A 14632-nucleotide genomic window follows, 5' to 3' on the forward strand; every position below is an offset into this window, starting at 1 on the left:
GTCTGCACCCGACCACTGACAGTCACCCTCCGGCGTCACGTTCCCGCAGGTCAACGCCGTGTCCTCAGCCCTGTGGCCCCGGCCTCGCGAGCGCCCCGGCCACCTCCGTGATCGCCGCCGGCCCCACCCGGCAGCACCCGCCGACCAGCCGCGCCCCCGCCGACCGCCACCGCGCGACCTGCCCGGCCGCGAACCGTGCGGGGCCCCGCCAGGCCCTCGCCGCCGCGTCCCACGTCTCGCCGCTGTTCGGATAGACGACCACCGGCTTCCCGGTGACCCGCGCGGCCAGCGCCACCGCGGCGTCGGCGTCCCGCGGATCGCAGCAGTTCACGCCGACCGCGACCACCTCGTCCACGTCGGCGGCGAGGGCGAAGGCCTCGTCCAGGGGCTGCCCCGCACGCGTGTGCGTGCCCGCGACGCTGTACGACAGCCAGGCAGGTACCCCGAGGCCGCGGACCGCCCGCAGCAGGGCGCGCGCCTCGTCGGCGTCCGGGACCGTCTCCAGGGCGAGGACGTCGGGTCCCGCCGCGGCGAGGGTTTCGAGGCGCGGCCGGTGGAAGCGTTCCAGCGCGTCCACGGAGAGGCCGTACCGCCCCCGGTACTCGGAGCCGTCGGCGAGCATCGCCCCATAGGGCCCCACCGACGCGGCCACCCACACCTCACGTCCGAGCCCGGCCCCGGCGCGCCGGGCCAGCTCCACGCTCAGGCCCATGAGTTCGCGCGTGCGCCCCGCGCCGATGCCGCGCCGCGCGAACCCCTCGAACGTCGCCTGGTAGCTCGCGGTGATCGCGACCTCGGCGCCCGCCTCGTAGTACGCGCGATGGGCGGCCTCGACGGCGTCCGGCTCGTCGGCGAGCAGCCGCGCGGACCACAGGGCGTCGCTCAGGTCGTGCCCCGCGGCCTCCAGCTGGTTGGAGAGGCCGCCGTCGAGCACGACCGGGCGCTGGGCGAGGGCGTCGGCGAGTCTCATACCGCCGACGCTAGCCGAGGCGCCGCCAGCGGGAAGTGGCAGGCCACCTCGTGTCCCGCCCCGTTCGGCGTACTGACCTGCGGTTCGGTGGTGGCGCACACCTCCTGGGCGACGGGGCAGCGGGTGCGGAAGCGGCAGCCGGACGGGGGCCGCGCCGCGGAGGGGGTCTCGCCCTCCAGAGGTGTGCGGCGCGCGCCGGACGCGGCCTCGGGGTCGGGCAGGTTGACCGTGTCCAGGAGACCGCGCGTGTAGGGGTGCAGCGGATGCGCGTACACCTGCTCGGCCGGGCCCGACTCCACGAGCTTGCCGAGGTACATCACGCCGACGGTGTCCGCCAGATGGCGGACGACGGCCAGGTCGTGCGAGATGAACAGATAGGTCAGGCCGCGCTCGCGCTGCAGCTCCCGCATCAGGTTGAGGATCTGCGCCTGCACGGACACGTCGAGCGCGGACACCGGTTCGTCGGCGACCACCAGATCGGGTGAGAGGGTCAACGCCCGTGCCAGGCCGAGGCGTTGGCGCTGCCCTCCGGAGAACTCGTGCGGATAGCGGTGCACGGCGCCGCGCGGCAGGCCGACGGCGTCGAGGAGGTCGGCGACCAGCTTCTCCTGTTCGGTGCGGTTGCCGACGCCCTGGATGACGAGCGGTTCGCGCAGGATCTCGCCGACCCGCATGCGCGGGTCCATCGCCGCGGTGGAGTCCTGGAACATCAGCTGGACGCGGCGCCGGTGCGCACGCTGCTCCGCCCGCGACATCCGCGCCGGATCGGCGCCCTCGAAGCGCACCGCGCCGCCCGTCGGATCGTCGAGGCCCGCGACGATCCGCCCGAGCGTCGTCTTCCCGCAGCCCGACTCGCCGACCATGCCGTACGTCTCGCCCTTGCGGATCGAAAGGGACACCCCGCCGACCGCGCTGACCGTCCCTCGGCTGCGCGAGAACGCGCCGCCCTTCAGCGGGAACTCCTTGACCAGTGCGTCGAGTTCGAGGAGCACGGCACCCGGGGCGGTCGTGGCGGGCACGGCCGCCGGAGTCACGACGTCGTCCTCGGAGGCGGCCTCCTCCGGCACCGGGTGGAAGCACGCGAACCGGTGCGCCGCGCCGCGCACGCCGTCGTCCGTGAGCGGCGGTTCACCGGCCCGGCACTCGTCCGTGGCGAAGGTGCAGCGCGGTGCGAAGCGGCAGCCCGTGGGGCGCACCGCCAGGTTCGGGGGCAGGCCGGGGATCGTGTGCAGCTCGGTGCCGCGGTCGGCGGCCCGCTCGGGCAGAGCCGCGAACAGCGCCTCGGTATAGCGGTGGCGCGGGTGCGCGAACAGGTCGCGTACGTCCGCCTGTTCGGCGATCCGGCCCGCGTACATCACCGCCACCCGGTCCACACGGTTGGCGATCACGCCCAAGTCGTGGGTGACCAGGATCATCGCCATGCCGAGGCGGGTGCGCAGCTCGTCGACGAGCTCCAGGATCTGGTGCTGCGTCGTCACGTCGAGGGCCGTCGTCGGCTCGTCGGCGATCAGCAGTTTCGGTTCGCAGACCAGCGCCATGGCGATCGCCACCCGCTGCCGCATGCCGCCCGACAGCTGGTGCGGGTAGGCCTTCATGCGCTCGGCGGGCTGCGGCATGCCGACGAGGCGCAGCATCTCCTGGGCGCGCGCCCAGGCCTCTTTCCTGCCGATGCCGGGGCGGTGCAGGAGCAGTGGCTCCGCCACCTGCGCGCCGATGGTCATCGTCGGGTTGAGGGAGGTCAGCGGGTCCTGGAAGACCATCCCGATGCTGTCACCGCGGACGTCCTGGAGGACGGGCGCGGGGGCGGCGGCCAGGTCCTGCCCGTCGAACAGGACGCGGCCTCCGGTGATCGCGCCGCCCGGCGGCAGCAGGCCGAGGACGCTGAGCGCGGTCATCGTCTTGCCGCAGCCGGACTCGCCGACGATGCCCAGGGCCTCGCCGGGGGCGAGGGTCAGACAGACGCCGTCGAGGGCGTGGACGGTGCGTTCGCGTGAGGTGATGTCGACGCTCAGGTCGTCGATGGTGAGCAGCGGCTCGGTCATGTCCGTTTCTCCCTCTACTTCCGCAGCCGTACTTCGAACGCGTCCCGCAGTCCGTCACCGATGAAGTTGAACGCGGCGACGACCAGCACGATCGCGATGCCCGGCGGGAAGATCAGCCACCAGTAGCCGTTCTGGGTGTAGGTGATGCCGGCCGACAGCATCGATCCCCAGTCCGCCGAGGGCGGCGGGATGCTCAGGCCGAGGAACGCGAGGTAGCTGACGTAGAGGATCGCGTCGGCGATCTGGAACGTGCAGTTGACGATGACCGTGCCGATCGCGTTCGGCACGATGTGCTTGAAGACGGCGCGTGTGCCGCCCCCGCCCATCACCCGCATGGCCTGCACGTACTCGCGGTCGCGCAGCGCCAGCGCCTCGCCGCGCACCAGGCGGGCGGGGGACAGCCACGCCACCGCCGCGATGATCATGACGAGGACGCCCTTGCCGGGGGTGACGATCGCGGCGACCACGACGAGCAGGAACATCGCGGGGATGGCGAGCGCCGCGTCCGTGATCCGCATCATCGTGGCGTCGACCCAGCCGCCGAAGTAGCCGGAGACCGCGCCGTAGACGGTGCCGAAGAGCGTGGCGAGGAGGCCTGCCGCCAGGCCGATCTCCAGTGAGGTCTGCCCCGCGACCATCAGGCGGCCGATCATGTCGTAGCCGAGGTCGGTGGTGCCGAGGAGGTGGCCGGGGCTGCCGGGCGGGAGGTTCGCCTGCGACAGGTCGGTGTGCACCTGCTCGGTGTCGTACACCAACGGGCCGAGGTAGCTGAAGGCGAGCAGCAGGACCAGCACCACCACGCCCGTCAGGGCGAGCTTGTTGCCGGTGAAGACCCGCAGCGTGCGGCGGGCAAGCGAGGGCGTGGCCCGCTCGGCGTCCTCGTGGCCCGGCGCGGTCGCGGGGGCAGCGGTGGTGGTCATGCCACGCTCCGTATCCGGGGGTCGAGGACGGCGTACAGGACATCGGTGAGCAGTGAGCCGACGACGGTGGCGACACCGACGACGAGCGTCACGCCGAGCAGGACGGGGAAGTCGGAGCCCTGCGCGGCGTTCCAGAACAGCAGCCCCATGCCGGGGTAGTTGAACATCGACTCGACGACGAGGGCGCCGCTGAACAGCGTCGGCAAATAGAGGCCGAGGAGCGTCGCGAGGGGGATCAGGGCGTTGCGCAGGACATGCCTGACCATGATCCGGCGGCTCGACTGGCCCTTGGCCATCGCCGTACGGACGTATTCCTCGGTGAGGTTGTCGAGCACCGCCGAGCGCATGTAGCGGCTGAACATCGCGACGATGCCGAACGCCATGGTGACCACCGGAAGCACCAACCCGGTGACGTCGCCGAGGAGTTCACCGACCGTCTCGCCCTGGGGTGCCTCCGCCGGGAGGATGGGCATGACCTGTGCGAACAGGATGATCATGATGAGGCCGAGGAAGAACACCGGCGTCGCGTACAGCAGGAAGGCGAGGCCCGTCAGGGCGTAGTCCGACGCCTTGCCACGCCGTACGGCCTGCAGCAGCCCGAGCGGGACCGCGATGACGACGGCGAGCACGGTGGACAGGACGGTCAGGAGCAGCGTCTTCGGCAGGCGCTGCTTCAGCAGGTCGAAGACGGGCGAGTTGAGCTTGAAGGACTCGCCGAGATCACCCGTGAGCAGCCGCTTCAGGTACATCGCGTACTGCATGGGCAGCGAACGGTCGTACCCCTGCTGGTGGTTGAAGTGCTCGATCTGCTGCGGCGTGCCCTTCGGGCCGAGGATGGCGCGGGCGGGGCCGCCCGGCAGCAGGTGCAGGAGCACGAAGACGATCACCGACACCAGGAAGAGGACGACGAGCGCCTGGAGGAAGCGCTTGACCAGGAATCCGGTGAAGCCGGTGGGGCCGGCGGAGCTGGTCACTTCTCGGCTCCCTTCTTCTTGACGTAGTACCAGTGCTGGGGAGCGAAGGTGACGGTCGGGTTCTGCTCGACCCCGCGCAGGTCGTTGCGGATCACCGAGACCTGGTACGCCGGATTGGGCATCCACATGACGGGCAGCTGCTCGGCGAGGTACTCGCCGTACTCGTGCACGGGCTTCATGTCGGGGGAGTACTGCATGCCCCGCAGGATGCGGTCGGCCTTCTTGTCGCTGTAGTTGCCGAAGTTGGCGGACGCGCCCGTCGAGAAGAGCTGCTCACCGCTGGGGTTGAGCGGGTAGTACCAGCTGCCTGCCGTCCCGAAGAACGACATGTCCCAGTCGCAGCCGGGGTCCTTCGCCGTGCAGGGGACGGAGTTGCCGAGCACCGAGTTCAACGGCTGCTGGCGCACGGTCAGTTCGATGCCCGCCTTGGACAGGGACGACTTCAGTTCCTGCATCATGTTCGTCGTCTCGGTCGACCCCGACTGGGAGAGCAGGGTCAGTTCGAGCGGAGTGTCCTTCTCGATGCCCTTGCCGCACCGGTCGGCTCCCGTGCCGGGGCGTACGCAGCGTGCCGTGCCGTCCTTGGTCCGCCAGCCGTGGGATTCGAGGAGCCGCCGGGCCTTGTCGACGGAGAACGGGTACTTGTTCTTCTCCATCTCGGGGGACAGGTACTGGCTCTTCGGCGTCACCGGCACAGGACCGAGCGTCGGCGTGGCGCTGCCCTGCCAGATGACGTCGCTCATCGCCTCCTGGTCGACGAGGTGCTGCATGGCCTGCCGGATGTAGAGCTGGTCCATCATCGGGCCGCCGTGCGTGGAGTTGAAGTTGTAGACGATGTACGTCGTCGCCCAGCCCTCCCACGGATCGACGCGGTAGCCCTTGTCCTGGAACTTCTCCTTCTGTGCCAGCACCGACGGCGGGATGTAGCCGTAGTCGACGCCGCCCGAACGCAGCACGTTGTACTCGGAGTCGGCCGTCGTGAACGGTTTGAAGACCACCTTGTCCAGGTGCGGGCGCTCCGACTCGGGACCGGTGTACTTCTCGTTCGGGACGATGGTGACCTGTCCGCTGTCGCGCCAATCAGCCAGCTTCCAGGGGCCGTTGACCGTCTTCCAGAGCGGGTCGGAGCCGTACGAGCCGAGGCTTTTGGCGTGCTTCGTCAGACGCGCGAAGACCGCCTTGGCGCCGGCGGGCGTGCGGTCCCAGTCGCCGATGCGCCCGCCGTCGGTCTTCGCGTCCCAGGCGTGCTGGGGGAGCGCCCGCAGCAGGGTGAGCTGGTTGGCCGTGAACCAGTCCGGGTTGTACGCACGGGTCAGGTGCAGCCGCACGGTGTGGGCGTCGAGCGTCTCGAACCGCTTGACGTTGTCCGGCATCGTGCCGACCGAATAGCTGCCCCACTCCGCCTTGTTGGCCTTCACCAGGTGGAACCAGAACTCCAGGTCGCGGGCGGTGACCGGCTTCCCGTCGGACCACTCGACGCCCTTGCGCAGCGGCACCGTCACGGTCCTGTTGCCGTCGCCGTACTTCGGCGCGAGGCCCAGCGTGCCGGGGCCGTGCGTGGTCAGCTCGCCCTTCGCCTCGTCCTGCACGGCGTCGTACACCGGCGTGAACAGCAGCGAATTGATCCCGTAGTTGTACGAGGCGCCATAGCCCGGCGCGCCGATCGGGAAGATCCAGTTGGGCGTCGCGGCGGGTGGCAGCGCCATGGTCGCCGTGCCGCCCTCGACGGGCGTGCCACCGGTGGGGCCCATGTCGATGCGGCCGCCCTCGCGGGTGCATCCGGTGAGGGCCGCCGCGAGGACGAGCAGCGCGGCCGCCGCGGACCTGGCGGACCTGAATGAGCGCATGGCGATGGGCCTCCAAGGGGTACGGGGCCGGCCCGTGCCGGAGAACGACGGGGCGGCGCCCGAACGCTAGGCCGGGCGCGAAAACCAAGTCAATAGCTTCATTCGGCAAGAAGTGGAAAACCCGGCGGGGCTGGCCAACTTGCTTTGATCGAACCTAGAGTTCGTGTCGGTCTCGAACGAAGATTCCGAAACAACTGGGGGCGGCAGGCATGACCGAACGACCACGCGACGAGCCCGGCTCGGCGCAGCACATCGTGCACCTGGTCTCCTCGGGAGCGGCCACGTCCCGGGCCGACCTCGTACGCGAGCTGGGCCTCGCCCCCTCGACGGTCTCCCTGCGCGTGCAGGAACTCGTCGACGCCGGAGTGCTCAGCGAGTCCGGCGAGGGCGCCTCGCGCGGCGGCCGCAGGCCCCGGCTGCTGCGCGTGGCCGCACACGGAGGCGTGGCCCTCGCCGCGGACCTCGGCAGCCACCACGCGCGGCTCGGCGCGGTCGACCTCGGCGGCACCGTCACCGACGCCGTCGACCTGCCGCACGACATCACCGCGGGCCCGGAGTCCGCGGTGGACTGGCTCTGCGGCCAGGCCGAGGCGCTGATCACCCGCCAGCGGGAGGAAGGCCGGACGGTGCGCGCGTTCGGCGTGGCCTTCCCCGGCCCCGTGCAGCCCGCCACCGGCCTCGTCCTCAGCCCCTCCCGCATGCCCGGCTGGCACCGCTACCCGCTGCGCGACGTCCTCGCCGAGCGGCTCGGCATCCCCGTCACCGTCGACAACGACGCCACGATGATGGCGGTCGGCGAGCACCGCGTCGCGCGTCCCGGCCTCGACCACCTCGTCGTCGTCAAGGCCGGACGCGGCATCGGCAGCGGTGTCATCTCCGCGGGCCGCCCGCACGACGGTGCCAACGGCAGCGCGGGCGACATCAGCCACGTCCGCGTCGACGCCGCGGGCGACCGCCCGTGCAGTTGCGGCAACATCGGCTGCCTGGAGACCGTCGCGAGCGGCGCGGCGCTGATCCGCGAACTGGCCCGGCAGGGCGTCGAAGTGACCGACACCGCAGGCCTGCTGCGGCTCGTCGCGGACGGCGACCCGCAGGCCACCACCCTCGTCCGCAGCGCGGGACGGCACATCGGCACGGTCCTGTCCGTCGTCGTCAACTTCTTCAACCCGCAGGCCGTGGCCCTCGGCGGCGTCCTCGCCACGGCAGAACCCCTGGTCGCCGCCGTGCGCGGGGTGCTCTACGAACGCTGCCTGCCCCTCGCCACGGCCGACCTGGAGATCACCACGACCGTCACGGGCGTCGACGCGGGCCTCCTCGGCGCCGGCCTCACCGCCCTGCGCCACCACCTCCCGACCACCCCGGCGACCCCCGCCCCCCAGGAAGAGAGCGCACCCGCATGACCCCCTCCGCGCACCGTCGCCGCCTGCGCATCGGCATCGGCGGCATCGGCATCGAGTCGTCCACGTTCTGCCCGCACCGCTCCACCACCGACGACTTCCGCCGAACCCGCGGCCAGGAGCTCCTCGACCGCTACACCTGGACCCGGGCGGACTCCGACCTCGCGGACACCGTCGAATGGGTGCCCCTGCTGCACGCCACCTCACTGCCCGGCGGACCGGTGGAAGCCGAGTCGTACCTGACGCTGAAGGACGAACTGGTCACGCGCCTACGCGCGGCGGGCCCGCTCGACGGCCTCGTGTACGACATCCACGGCGCGATGAGCGTCGTCGGCCTCACCGACGCCGAGGCCGACCTCAGCGAAGCGGTCCGCGCGGCCCTGGACTCCGTCGGCACCCCGGACGGCACGGGACGGCCGATGATCTCCGCCGCCATGGACCTGCACGGCAACGTCTCGCGCCGCTTCGCCGAGCCCGTCGACCTGCTCACCGCCCACCGCCTCGCCCCGCACGAGGACGCCTGGGAGACCCGCGAACGCGCGGCCCGCAACCTCGTGCGCTGCCTCATCGACGGCACCCGGCCGCACCGCGCCTGGGTCCAGGTCCCGGTCCTCCTGCCCGGTGAGAAGACCAGCACCCGCCTGGAGCCCGCCAGGTCCCTCTACGCCTCCCTCGCCGAGATCGAGCGACTGCCCGGCATCCTCGACGCCGCGCTGTGGGTCGGCTACGCCTGGGCCGACGAACCGCGCTGCCAGGCCGCCGTCGTCGTCACCGGCGAAGACGCCGGACTCGCCGCCGCCGAGGCCGGGAAACTGGCCCGCCGCTACTGGGACGCGCGCCGCGACTTCGTCTTCGTCGGCCCGACGGGCACCGCCGAGGAGTGCGTCGAGAAGGCGGTGGCCTCACCCCGGCGCCCCTTCCTGATCAGCGACTCGGGCGACAACCCGACGGCGGGCGGCGCGGGCGACCTCGCGTACATGCTCGGCAAACTGCTCGAGAACGACGCGATCCGCGGCGGCCGGGTCACCGCGGTCCACCCCGGCATCACCGACCCGGTCGCCGTCGCCCACTGCTTCGACGCGGGCGTGGGCGCGGAGGTCACGCTGAGCGTCGGCGGCAAGGTCGACCCGCATCACGGCGGGCCGTACGAACTCACCGGCACTGTCGTCGCGCTGCAGCGGGCCACCGATCAGAAGGACCGCGCGGAGGGCGGCGCGTACGACCGCGGTGTCGACATGGCGGCCGTGCGCAGCGGCGGCCTCACCGTCATCCTCGTCGAGCGCCGCAAGCCGTTCCACACGCTCGCCGACTTCATGGGCCCGGCGGAGGGCGGCCTCGGCATCGACCCCCGTACGTACGACCTCGTGGTCGTGAAGATCGGCTACCTGGAGCCCGAACTCCACGCCATGGCGGCCGACTGGCTCCTCGCCCTCACGCCGGGCGGCGTCGACCAGGACCTGCCGCGCCTCGGCCACCACCGGGTGGAGCGGCCGCTGTACCCGTTCGACGAGGACGCCTACGACGGCGGGGCGCCGGACCTGACCCCGGCACTGCTCACCCCGCTCGCTCCCTGAGAAGGGGGTTCACCCGCGCGAACGGGTCTGCGAAGGTGATCCCTTCGAGCCGCCGTCGTACGTCCTTCGCGCAGAGGAGTTCCCTGTGAAGCGTGCTGCCACCTTGTCCGCACTGGTCTGTCTGCTGGCCGTCACGGCCGCCGCGCCCGCCTCTCCCGACGCGGGCCGCCGGCCGGACGGCCACCATGCGCGCAGCCTCTTGGACACCGTGCCGAAGAAGGGCGTCCTGAACGTCTGTACGACCGGCGACTACGCCCCCTTCACGAAGCTGGACCCCGCCGAAGGAACGTACAGCGGCATCGACATCAAGATGGCGCGGGACCTCGCGAAGAGCCTGGAGGCCAAGCCGAAGTTCACCGCCACGACTTGGGCGAACTTGACCAAGGACGTCGCGGCGAGGCGTTGCGACATCGGCGTCGGCGGCGTCTCGATCACCCTGCCGCGCGCCCGCCAGGTCTACTTCAGCGAGCCCACGCGCGAGGACGGCAAGGCCCCGATCGTGCGCTGTGCCGACAAGGAGAGGTTCGGGGCGGGCGCGCTCGCGGACATCGACAGGCCGGGCACGACCGTCGTCGTCAACCCCGGCGGCACGAACGAGCAGTTCGCCCGGGCGAACATCAAGCGGGCCACGATCAAGCTGCACCCGGAGAACACCACGATCTTCGAGGAGATCATCGACGGCCGGGCGGACGTGATGATGACGGACGCGAGCGAGACGCTCTACCAGTCGAAGATCCACCCCGAACTGTGCTCCCTCCACCCCGACAAGCCCTTCACCTTCGCCGAGAAGGCGTACGCGATGCCGCGCGGCGACGACGAGTTCAAGGCGTACGTCGACCAGTTCGTGCACCTCGCGACGCACGACGGGACGTATGCGAAGTACGAGGCGGAGTGGATGGGGTGAGCGGATCCGGACGGGCCCTTTCCGACGGGTGGTGACGGGCGGCGGGGGTACTCGGCGCCCATGACGTATCTCAGCGTGGAACAACTGGCAGCCGTGCCCGGGGGCGGACTCGCGCCGTTCCTCACCGGACTGGGGATCGCCGTCCTGCTGATCTGGGCCGTGTGGTTCGGGATCCGGGTCCGCGGCAGGGAGCAGCGTCCGCCGAAGCCGCAGGAGCAGCCACGGCTGCCCGCCGAAGGCCCCGTCGGGGCGGTCGTGGAGCACCGCGAACCCGACGAAGTCCCCCGCGACGGCGGCAGGCTGACCCCTCATCAGTTGAAGGGGTCGGGCAACGTCGCCTCCAAGCGGAGCGACGACCAGCGGCGCCGGCGCTGGAACCGGGGGAGCAGCGGCGCCTTCGGCAGCGGCGGCCCCGGCACGCGCGGCTGAGGCCACGGCGAGCCCCGCGGCCGCGTCCCCGTCAGGGCGCGGCCTGCGGCAGCGCCGTCACGTCGCCGCGGACCGCGCCGACCGAGCGGAGCGCGACGACCGGTCAGGCCGGGACGAGCGCGACGACCGGTCAGGCCGGGACGAGGGCGACGACCCGTCGGACCGGGACGAGGGCGACGACCCGTCGGACCGTGCAGACCGCGCCGACCGGACCGCGTGCGACCACTGCGCCTTTCTCCGCAGGTCCGCCCGTTCCTCCGCGCACGTCCCGCCCCACACACCGCTCTCCCCGGCCTTGAGCGCCCAGGCCAGGCACTGCACCCTCACCTCGCATTGCGCGCAGACCTCCTTGGCGGCGGCGGTGTCCCGCGCGGCGGGTCCCGCCGTGCCGACGGGAAAGAACAGCTCCGGATCCTCTTCGGTACAGGCGGCCTTCTCCAGCCACTCCATGCTCAGCATGCTCAACCACTCCATGTCGGCGCGGGTTCCCAGGGCCAAGGCCCGGAAACCGGGGGCCGTTTGGGCGGGAGGGCCCGGGGGACCCGGTCACCATGACCGTCCACAAGAACACCGTGCTCGTACTGGACTGTTCGGAGCCCGAGAGGCTCGCCGAGTTCTATGCCGGACTGCTGGGCGCCGAGGTGCAGTTGAGCAAGGACCCCGATTACGTAGAGGTCACCAACGAGAACGGCGTCTGCCTGGCCGTGCACAGGGAGCGCGACTACATTCCGCCGAGCTGGCCCCGTCCGGAGGACTCGCAGCAGGCCCACCTGAGGATCATGGTGGCCCGGCACGACATGGACGAGGCCGAGCGCGAGGCGGTCGGTCTCGGCGCGCGGCCCGTGGACACGAAGGACAACAACGGGCCGCGCGACACCCGCACCTACTCCGACCCGGCCGGGCACTCCTTCACGCTGGCCGCGATCCCCGAGTGAACGATCTCCGAGTGAACGATCTCCGAGTGAACGCCGAACGCCCCGAACCGACCGGGGCGTGAGTCCCCCCGCCCGCGCCGGAACCGGATTGCGGGGCCCGTCCACGGGCACTCGGTGGGTCCGAACACAGTAACGAACGGATCCGACCAAGGGGCAGTGATGGAGATTTCAGGACTCATCAGCGCGATTCTGATCGGCGCCCTCATCGGCATTCTGGGCAGGCTCGTCATACCCGGGCGGCAGCGCATCGGCCTGCTGTGGACGATCGCCGTCGGCATCGTCGCGGCGCTCATCGGCACGGCCGTGGCTGCGGGCCTCGGCGTCGCCGACACCGACGGCGTGGACTGGGGCGAGTGGCTCATCCAGATCGCCCTGGCGGCCCTCGGAGTCGCGGCCCTCGACCGGGTGAAGCTGCGCCGCTGAACCTCTCACCGGGCCCGCCTCACGGCTCCGTCCACCGGCACAGCAGCCGCAGGAACCCGATCAGCGTGAGCGGCCACAGGAAGGCGAAGGCCCAGATCGCACCGGTGGCCGACGTGCGGATGCCGATGACGAGGAGCGTGCAGGACACGGTGGCGAAGAAGGCCACGGTGAGCGGGCGCGGCGTATGCGTGAGGGCGGCGCGTACGCGGCGCCCGGCGCGCAGGAGCCACATGCGGGTCTTGAGCCGGCGGTCGTTCCGCAGAGCCGCTTCCATCTCGTCGAGGATGCGCTGCTCGTGCTCCGGAAGCCGATCTGTCGACATCGTCGCCCCTCTTAGTCCTTACAACTCCCTCCGAGTATGCGTGACTTGGCGTCTATTGATGCCTCTCGCGTCACTCTCTGTGGCATCCTTGCCGTCCGCATGTACCGCTCGCACGGGGGAGGGGTTCCAGTTGGTCGCGCAGTCGAAGCCCGTTCCGCCGGGCGGCGGGTCGGCCCAGGAGGGCACGGGCGGCACGGAAGGCCCGGGCGGCACGGAAGGCCCGGGCGGAGCCGGCGGCCCGGCGCCGGACCCCGAGGGCAGGCGCTACTTCACGGTGCTGTTCACCGTCCACCTCGTGCTGATGCTCATCCTCGTCGCCATCGCGGTGATCGGTGACTCGGCGACCGCCCTGACGGTCGCGGGCGGCGGATTCATCGCGTATGTGTCCGCCATGACGCTCTACGCGCGCCGGGACGAGCGCAAGGAGGTCACGCAGCATCTGCTGGCTTTCCTCGCGGCGTTCACCGCGGCGGCCGTCATCGGGGGCGTCCTGTGGTGGGTCCTCGCGGCGCGGCCCGACGACGTCACGGGCGACGCGCACCTGACGGGCGGCACCCTGGCCGCGGGCGCGACGGCGCGGCTCGACGTCGAGGCACGACCGGGCGGCAACGACGAGTTGAGGCTCTCGTTCACGGCACGGGACGGCGCGGCGGGCGCATCGCCGTGCCTGCGGATGGGCAAGCTGAGGTTCCAGGGAAAGGACATCGGGGCCAAGGCGCCCGTCGAGCTGGAGGAGACGTTCAGCACGACCCTCACGCTCGACGACCCCGGCCCCGAGGTGTCGGTCGACATCCAGCTGGCCGGTGGCGCGCACTGCCGGGTCGAGCTGACGCTGGAGAAGGCGGAGTACCGCCGGTAGCCGAAGGAGAGTGCCACAGTGTCCACGTCCGGCAGAACGCCGTCGTCCCGTCGAGTGCCGCGCCCCCGACTGCCCACCGCATGCCTGCTGGCTCTCTCCCTGTCCACCCTGGTCGCCGCGTGCGGCGGTGGCGGCGGGGGCACCGACGACGGGCCCGGCACCGCGTCGCCGTCCCGCGCCGGCGGCTCTGCCGGAAGCGGCCACGCGTCCCTCTTCGAGAAGGAGACGCTCAACATCGCCGTCAAGAAGGGGCAGCCCGGCTTCAGCACGCGCAGCGAGGAGGAGGACGACTTCGCCGGTTTCGAGGCGCAGTTGGTGCAGTTCCTCGGCAGTGATCTGGACTTCAAGGCAGCCGACTGGGACGTCCAGTCCCGCAACCGCGAGAAGGTGCTGCGCGAGCGCAGCATGGACCTGGTGGTGGCCACGTACTCGATCACCGAGCCGCGGGACAAGAAGATCGACTTCACCGCCCCCTACCTCAAGACTTACCAGGGCGTGCTCGTCCGTGAGAAGGAACGGGGCATCAACAGGCTGGCGGACGTCGACGGCAAGCGGGTGTGCAGCGTGCGCGGGTCCACCGGCGACCCCGAGAGCGAGCAGGACGACAAGGCGAAGAAGTCCGTGCGCGACGCGCTGGGCCCGAACGTGGTGGCCGAGCTGCGCAACAGCTACAAGACGTGCGTGCGGGATCTCACGCGGGGCAACTTCGACGCCGTCTGGACCGACAAGATCATCCTTGAGGGCTTCGCGCAGGACCCGCGGTACAAGAACGACGTGAAGGTGGTCCGCAACATCACCGTCAAGAAGCTGCAGTTCTACGGAATCGGCCTGCGCGAGGGCCACGAGGCGGACTGCCGCAAACTGAACGGCGCCCTCAAGCGCTTCCTCGACACCCAGTGGGCGCTCGCCTTCCGGGCCCACTTCTCCGACATCACCGAGCGCCTGGCCGACTTCGAGCAGCAGTACAAGCCCACCGACGACGAGTTCGAGGCGCTCGCCGAGACGTCGTGCGGGGGCCACTAGCCCCCGCACGAGA

15 protein-coding genes are annotated in these 14632 nt (G+C 71.2%); 8 read left to right on the top strand and 7 right to left on the bottom strand.

What is annotated here, in order from left to right:
• Nucleotides 1–64 precede the first annotated feature (64 nt).
• From mmuM to ACZ7LU_RS17925, 5 genes are read right to left on the bottom strand one after another with little or no spacing between them, the layout of a single operon-like run.
• Nucleotides 65–970: a homocysteine S-methyltransferase gene (gene mmuM / locus ACZ7LU_RS17905; RefSeq protein WP_471917178.1), complete on the bottom strand. Its 906-nt coding sequence runs from the start codon at nt 968–970 to the stop codon at nt 65–67.
• Nucleotides 967–3012 carry an ABC transporter ATP-binding protein gene (locus tag ACZ7LU_RS17910; protein ID WP_471917179.1) on the bottom strand — a complete coding sequence of 682 codons (2046 nt, stop codon included), beginning with the start codon at nt 3010–3012 and terminating at the stop codon, nt 967–969. Before ACZ7LU_RS17910 ends, mmuM begins: the two co-directional genes overlap by 4 nt.
• A gap of 14 nt (nt 3013–3026) precedes the next feature.
• A complete protein-coding gene (locus ACZ7LU_RS17915) occupies nt 3027–3932 on the bottom strand; it encodes an ABC transporter permease (protein WP_471917180.1) in 906 nt (301 codons plus the stop codon).
• Entirely contained in the window at nt 3929–4906 is a 978-nt protein-coding gene (locus ACZ7LU_RS17920; protein ID WP_468309393.1) for an ABC transporter permease, read from the bottom strand. Before ACZ7LU_RS17920 ends, ACZ7LU_RS17915 begins: the two co-directional genes overlap by 4 nt.
• Nucleotides 4903–6753, bottom strand: a complete 1851-nt coding sequence (locus tag ACZ7LU_RS17925) for a peptide ABC transporter substrate-binding protein (protein WP_471917181.1) — start codon at nt 6751–6753, stop codon at nt 4903–4905. The genes ACZ7LU_RS17920 and ACZ7LU_RS17925 overlap by 4 nt, the downstream gene beginning before the upstream one ends.
• 209 nt (nt 6754–6962) lie before the next feature.
• Here ACZ7LU_RS17925 and ACZ7LU_RS17930 point away from each other — a divergent pair, with 209 nt between their 5' ends.
• The 4 genes from ACZ7LU_RS17930 (at nt 6963) to ACZ7LU_RS17945 (ending at nt 11057) form a co-directional block, all read left to right on the top strand.
• A complete protein-coding gene (locus tag ACZ7LU_RS17930) occupies nt 6963–8153 on the top strand; it encodes an ROK family protein (protein WP_471917182.1) in 1191 nt (396 codons plus the stop codon).
• Nucleotides 8150–9724, top strand: coding sequence for a M81 family metallopeptidase (locus tag ACZ7LU_RS17935; protein ID WP_471917183.1), 1575 nt, complete (start codon nt 8150–8152; stop codon nt 9722–9724). The genes ACZ7LU_RS17930 and ACZ7LU_RS17935 overlap by 4 nt, the downstream gene beginning before the upstream one ends.
• 85 nt (nt 9725–9809) lie before the next feature.
• On the top strand, nt 9810–10628 hold the full coding sequence (locus ACZ7LU_RS17940; RefSeq protein ID WP_471917184.1) for a transporter substrate-binding domain-containing protein: 819 nt from the start codon (nt 9810–9812) through the stop codon (nt 10626–10628).
• Nucleotides 10629–10688: 60 nt separating this feature from the next.
• On the top strand, nt 10689–11057 hold the full coding sequence (locus ACZ7LU_RS17945) for a DUF6479 family protein (RefSeq protein WP_398308403.1): 369 nt from the start codon (nt 10689–10691) through the stop codon (nt 11055–11057).
• Nucleotides 11058–11114: 57 nt separating this feature from the next.
• Here ACZ7LU_RS17945 and ACZ7LU_RS17950 read toward each other — a convergent pair whose 3' ends face one another.
• Nucleotides 11115–11516 carry a WhiB family transcriptional regulator gene (locus ACZ7LU_RS17950; protein WP_471917185.1) on the bottom strand — a complete coding sequence of 134 codons (402 nt, stop codon included), beginning with the start codon at nt 11514–11516 and terminating at the stop codon, nt 11115–11117.
• A 92-nt stretch (nt 11517–11608) separates the two neighbouring features.
• Here ACZ7LU_RS17950 and ACZ7LU_RS17955 point away from each other — a divergent pair, with 92 nt between their 5' ends.
• Both ACZ7LU_RS17955 and ACZ7LU_RS17960 read left to right on the top strand, forming a co-directional pair.
• Nucleotides 11609–11992 carry a VOC family protein gene (locus tag ACZ7LU_RS17955; RefSeq protein WP_398308399.1) on the top strand — a complete coding sequence of 128 codons (384 nt, stop codon included), beginning with the start codon at nt 11609–11611 and terminating at the stop codon, nt 11990–11992.
• A 159-nt stretch (nt 11993–12151) separates the two neighbouring features.
• Complete coding sequence (locus ACZ7LU_RS17960; RefSeq protein WP_398308397.1) at nt 12152–12415, top strand: GlsB/YeaQ/YmgE family stress response membrane protein; 264 nt, start codon at nt 12152–12154, stop codon at nt 12413–12415.
• 19 nt (nt 12416–12434) lie between these two features.
• On the opposite strand, the gene ACZ7LU_RS17965 is transcribed toward ACZ7LU_RS17960, so the two are convergent.
• Nucleotides 12435–12737, bottom strand: coding sequence for a DUF3040 domain-containing protein (locus tag ACZ7LU_RS17965; RefSeq protein ID WP_398308395.1), 303 nt, complete (start codon nt 12735–12737; stop codon nt 12435–12437).
• Nucleotides 12738–12867: 130 nt separating this feature from the next.
• Between ACZ7LU_RS17965 and ACZ7LU_RS17970 the strand changes: the two genes are divergently transcribed.
• Nucleotides 12868–13596 (top strand): hypothetical protein, encoded by a 729-nt coding sequence (locus ACZ7LU_RS17970; RefSeq protein ID WP_471917186.1) that lies wholly within the window; start codon nt 12868–12870, stop codon nt 13594–13596.
• Nucleotides 13597–13614: 18 nt separating this feature from the next.
• On the top strand, nt 13615–14619 hold the full coding sequence (locus ACZ7LU_RS17975; protein ID WP_471917187.1) for a transporter substrate-binding domain-containing protein: 1005 nt from the start codon (nt 13615–13617) through the stop codon (nt 14617–14619).
• The last annotated feature ends 13 nt before the right edge of the window (nt 14620–14632 follow it).

Source organism: Streptomyces sp. NPDC039462 (genome assembly GCF_055639375.1).

Bases quoted from the DNA above. Each gene is read 5' to 3' on its own strand.
- ACZ7LU_RS17950 (WP_471917185.1), bottom strand. From the start codon at position 11,516: ATGCTGAGCATGGAGTGGCTGGAGAAGGCCGCCTGTACCGAAGAGGAT.
- ACZ7LU_RS17960 (WP_398308397.1), top strand. From the start codon at position 12,152: ATGGAGATTTCAGGACTCATCAGCGCGATTCTGATCGGCGCCCTCATC.
- ACZ7LU_RS17930 (WP_471917182.1), top strand. From the start codon at position 6,963: ATGACCGAACGACCACGCGACGAGCCCGGCTCGGCGCAGCACATCGTG.
- ACZ7LU_RS17910 (WP_471917179.1), bottom strand. From the start codon at position 3,012: ATGACCGAGCCGCTGCTCACCATCGACGACCTGAGCGTCGACATCACC.
- mmuM (WP_471917178.1), bottom strand. From the start codon at position 970: ATGAGACTCGCCGACGCCCTCGCCCAGCGCCCGGTCGTGCTCGACGGC.
- ACZ7LU_RS17955 (WP_398308399.1), top strand. From the start codon at position 11,609: ATGACCGTCCACAAGAACACCGTGCTCGTACTGGACTGTTCGGAGCCC.
- ACZ7LU_RS17915 (WP_471917180.1), bottom strand. From the start codon at position 3,932: ATGACCACCACCGCTGCCCCCGCGACCGCGCCGGGCCACGAGGACGCC.
- ACZ7LU_RS17935 (WP_471917183.1), top strand. From the start codon at position 8,150: ATGACCCCCTCCGCGCACCGTCGCCGCCTGCGCATCGGCATCGGCGGC.
- ACZ7LU_RS17925 (WP_471917181.1), bottom strand. From the start codon at position 6,753: ATGCGCTCATTCAGGTCCGCCAGGTCCGCGGCGGCCGCGCTGCTCGTC.
- ACZ7LU_RS17965 (WP_398308395.1), bottom strand. From the start codon at position 12,737: ATGTCGACAGATCGGCTTCCGGAGCACGAGCAGCGCATCCTCGACGAG.
- ACZ7LU_RS17945 (WP_398308403.1), top strand. From the start codon at position 10,689: ATGACGTATCTCAGCGTGGAACAACTGGCAGCCGTGCCCGGGGGCGGA.